2 protein-coding genes and 1 pseudogene are annotated in these 3,756 nt (G+C 62.9%); all 3 read left to right on the forward strand.

Going from position 1 to position 3,756, the window contains the following annotated elements; all coding sequences use genetic code 11:
- Positions 1-1,102, forward strand: a pseudogene (locus B3P22_RS17185) (ATP-binding cassette domain-containing protein); the annotation flags it as partial.
- A 28-nt stretch (positions 1,103-1,130) separates the two neighbouring features.
- Complete coding sequence (fabI, locus tag B3P22_RS17190) at positions 1,131-1,925, forward strand: enoyl-ACP reductase FabI (RefSeq protein WP_296271832.1); 795 nt, start codon at positions 1,131-1,133, stop codon at positions 1,923-1,925.
- A 249-nt stretch (positions 1,926-2,174) separates the two neighbouring features.
- Positions 2,175-3,722, forward strand: a complete 1,548-nt coding sequence (locus tag B3P22_RS17195; RefSeq protein WP_296271833.1) for a phospholipase D family protein — start codon at positions 2,175-2,177, stop codon at positions 3,720-3,722.
- Positions 3,723-3,756: the final 34 nt, after the last annotated feature.

Here is a 3,756-nt window from a genome sequence, read left to right on the forward strand (position 1 = left end):
CAGCGCGTGATGATCGCCATGGCCCTGGCCAACGAGCCGCAACTACTGATCGCCGACGAGCCGACCACCGCACTGGACGTCACGGTGCAGCTGAAAATCCTCGAATTGCTCAAGGATCTGCAGGCGCGCCTGGGCATGTCACTACTGCTGATCAGCCATGATCTCAATCTGGTTCGCAGAATTGCCCATCGCGTATGTGTCATGCAGCGCGGTCGCATCGTCGAACAGGCGTCGTGTGAACAATTGTTCCAGGCGCCAGAGCATCCCTACACCCAGGAACTGCTCGGCGCCGAGCCCAGCGGCGAACCTGCGGCCAACCCCGCGGGCCAGCCGTTGCTGGAAGTGGACGACCTGCGCGTGTGGTTCCCGATCAAGAAGGGCCTGCTGCGCCGGACGGTGGATCATGTCAAAGCGGTAGACGGTATCAACTTCAGCCTGCCCCAGGGCCAGACCCTGGGCATCGTCGGCGAAAGTGGTTCCGGCAAATCCACCTTGNNTCGCCAGCCGCGGTGATATCCGCTTCCACGGCCAGCAGCTGCAGGGCCTGAGCCAGCAGGAGGTACGCCCGCTGCGCAGGCAGATGCAGGTGGTGTTTCAGGACCCCTTCGGCAGCCTGAGCCCACGCATGTCGGTGAGCCAGATCGTCGGTGAAGGTCTGCGCATTCACGGCATGGGCAACGAGGCAGAGCAGGAACAGACGATCATCGACGCGCTTTTGGAGGTAGGGCTGGATCCGCAGACGCGGCATCGCTACCCCCACGAGTTTTCTGGCGGGCAACGGCAGCGGATTGCCATTGCCCGGGCACTGGTGTTGAAACCGGCGCTGATCCTGCTGGACGAGCCTACTTCGGCGCTCGACCGCACGGTGCAGCGTCAGGTGGTGGAGTTGTTGCGCGGCTTGCAGGCCAAGTACAACCTGACCTATCTGTTTATCAGCCATGACCTGGCTGTAGTCAGAGCGCTGAGCCACCAATTGATGGTGGTCAAGCAGGGCCAGGTGGTCGAACAGGGGTCTGCCGAGTCGATCTTCAGTGCACCGCAACACCCTTATACGCAGCAGTTGCTGGAAGCCGCATTTCTGGCCCCGGCAACGGCTCACTGATCCTTGAAACAGGAAGAGGAATAGCACAATGGGTTTTCTAACCGGTAAGCGCGTACTCATCGTTGGCGTTGCCAGCAAACTGTCCATCGCCTCGGGTATCGCCGCGGCCATGCACCGCGAAGGTGCCGAGCTGGCTTTCACCTACCAGAACGAGAAGCTCAAGGGCCGCGTGGAAGACTTCGCCGCCGGCTGGGGCTCCAGCGCCGACCTGTGCTTCCCCTGCGACGTGGCCAACGACGATGAAATCGCCGCGGTATTCGAAGCGCTGAGCAAGAAGTGGGACGGCCTGGACTGCATCGTCCACTCGGTAGGCTTCGCCCCCGGCGACCAGCTCAATGGCGACTTCACCGACGTCACCACCCGTGAAGGCTTCAAGATCGCCCACGACATCAGCGCCTACAGCTTCGTCGCCCTGGCCAAGGCCGGTCGCGAGATGATGAAGGGCCGCAACGGCAGCCTGCTGACCCTCTCCTACCTGGGTGCAGAGCGCACCATGCCCAACTACAACGTCATGGGCATGGCCAAGGCCAGCCTGGAAGCCGGCGTGCGCTACCTGGCCGGCAGCCTCGGCCCGGAAGGCACCCGCGTCAACGCCATCTCCGCCGGCCCGATCCGCACCCTGGCCGCCAGCGGCATCGCCAGCTTCCGCAAGATGCTGGCTGCCAACGAAAAGCAGACGCCGCTGCGCCGCAACGTCACCATCGAGGAAGTCGGCAACGCCGGCGCCTTCCTCTGCTCCGACCTGGCTTCGGGCATCAGCGGTGAAATCATGTACGTCGACGGCGGCTTCAACACCACCGCCATGGGCGCCATGGAAGACTGAGAAGTCGCCGGGCATCGCACGCAGAATCGTGCGCTGCCCGCCCCTGCTGCACCTCAGGCACGGCCTGGCCATGACTGATCACCAACGCCGCACTTGCTGAGCAATGTGCGGCGTTGTCGTTTCTGGCTTATTGTCAGAATTCCAGTCAACCGACATTTAATTCGCCTCCCGAACCGAAACGCCATCATGGCCGGCACGCTTCAGCGCTGGCGTTGTCCTAGCTGGGAAGCCTGGAACCGAGATGGGTCGATGATCCGAACAAATACATGGCGAGCCTGCCTGATCGCCGCGCTGTGCAGCCTCACGCTCGGCTGCGCCCTGCCGCCGCTGGATGGCCGTAGCGAGAGCCAGGCCTTCACCCAGGCCGAAACGGCTGATACTACCCTTGGCCAGGCGCTGGGCAGCCAACAGGACTCCCATCCAGGCCTGTCCGGCATCCTTACGCTGGCGGCTGCCCGCGACGCCTTTGCCGCGCGCATGCTCCTGGTCGAAGCGGCCGAGCGCAGCCTCGACGTTCAGTACTACATCTGGCGTAACGACATTACCGGCACCCTGCTGCTCGATGCCCTGCTCAGAGCCGCCGAACGAGGCGTTCGCGTCCGCCTGCTACTGGACGACAACGGCATTGCCGGCCTCGATCAGACCCTGAGCACGCTCGATCGCCATCCCAACATCGAAGTGCGCCTGTTCAATCCCTTCTCCCTTCGCAAGGCCAAGGCGCTGGGCTACCTGACGCACTTTTCCCGCGCCAATCGGCGCATGCACAACAAGTCCTTCACCGTGGACAACCAGGCCACCATCATCGGCGGGCGCAATATCGGCGATGAATACTTCGAAGCCAGCGAGGGCGTGCTCTTCGCCGATCTGGATGTCCTGGCAATCGGGCCGGTCGTGGCTGATACCTCGACCGACTTCGATCGCTACTGGGCCAGCGAATCCAGCTACCCCCTCGAGCTGATCGTGCCGCGCGACCGTAGCGCCCCACAGCCCCTGCACGATCTCGCGGCCGATCTCTCCAGCTCATCGGCAGCCAGTGGTTACGTGAAGACGCTGCAGGAAAGCGAGTTCATCCAGCGCTTGCTGGATAAGCAGTTGACCTTCGAATGGAGCGAGACCACGCTGGTCAGCGACGACCCGGCCAAAGGGCTTGGCAATGCCAGTGATGGCGAGCTGCTGATCGGCCACCTGGGCGAGATGCTTGATATCCCTGAAGCCCGGGTCGACCTCGTCTCCCCCTACTTTGTCCCGACGCAAACCGGCGTCGATATCTTCACCGGCCTGGTACAACGCGGCGTCGAAGTACGCATCCTCACCAACGCACTGGAAGCAACCGACGTGACGCCCGTACATGCCGGATACGCCAAGCGCCGCCGTGCGCTGCTCGAAGGTGGCGTCAAGCTCTACGAAATGCGCCTGGGCGCAGACGACGAAGGGCACCGGGAAACAGCCGGGCCGTTCGGCAGCTCCGGCTCGAGCCTGCACGCGAAAACCTTCGCCCTCGATGGTCAGCGCGTTTTCATCGGTTCATTCAACTTCGACCCACGCTCCGCGAAACTCAATACCGAGCTGGGTTTTCTCATCGAAAGCCCGCAACTGGCCGCCGCCATTAGCCGCGCCTTCGAAACCGATATCCCGGCCAATGCCTATGAGCTGGGCCTGGACGAAAACCACCGAATCTACTGGCTGCAGCGCCAGGATGGCGAGCAACAGCGGCTCTATAGCGAACCCGGCACGGGCCTGCTCAAACGCCTGGGCATTCACCTGCTTTCCTGGCTGCCCATCGAATGGCTGTTATGAGCCAGAAACGAGAAAGCCCCGCACTTGGCGGGGC

It is taken from the genome of Pseudomonas sp. UBA6323 (genome assembly GCF_002439135.1).
Taxonomy (GTDB): Bacteria; Pseudomonadota; Gammaproteobacteria; order Pseudomonadales; family Pseudomonadaceae; genus Aquipseudomonas.

Bases quoted from the DNA above. Each gene is read 5' to 3' on its own strand.
- fabI (WP_296271832.1), top strand. From the start codon at position 1,131: ATGGGTTTTCTAACCGGTAAGCGCGTACTCATCGTTGGCGTTGCCAGC.
- B3P22_RS17195 (WP_296271833.1), top strand. From the start codon at position 2,175: ATGATCCGAACAAATACATGGCGAGCCTGCCTGATCGCCGCGCTGTGC.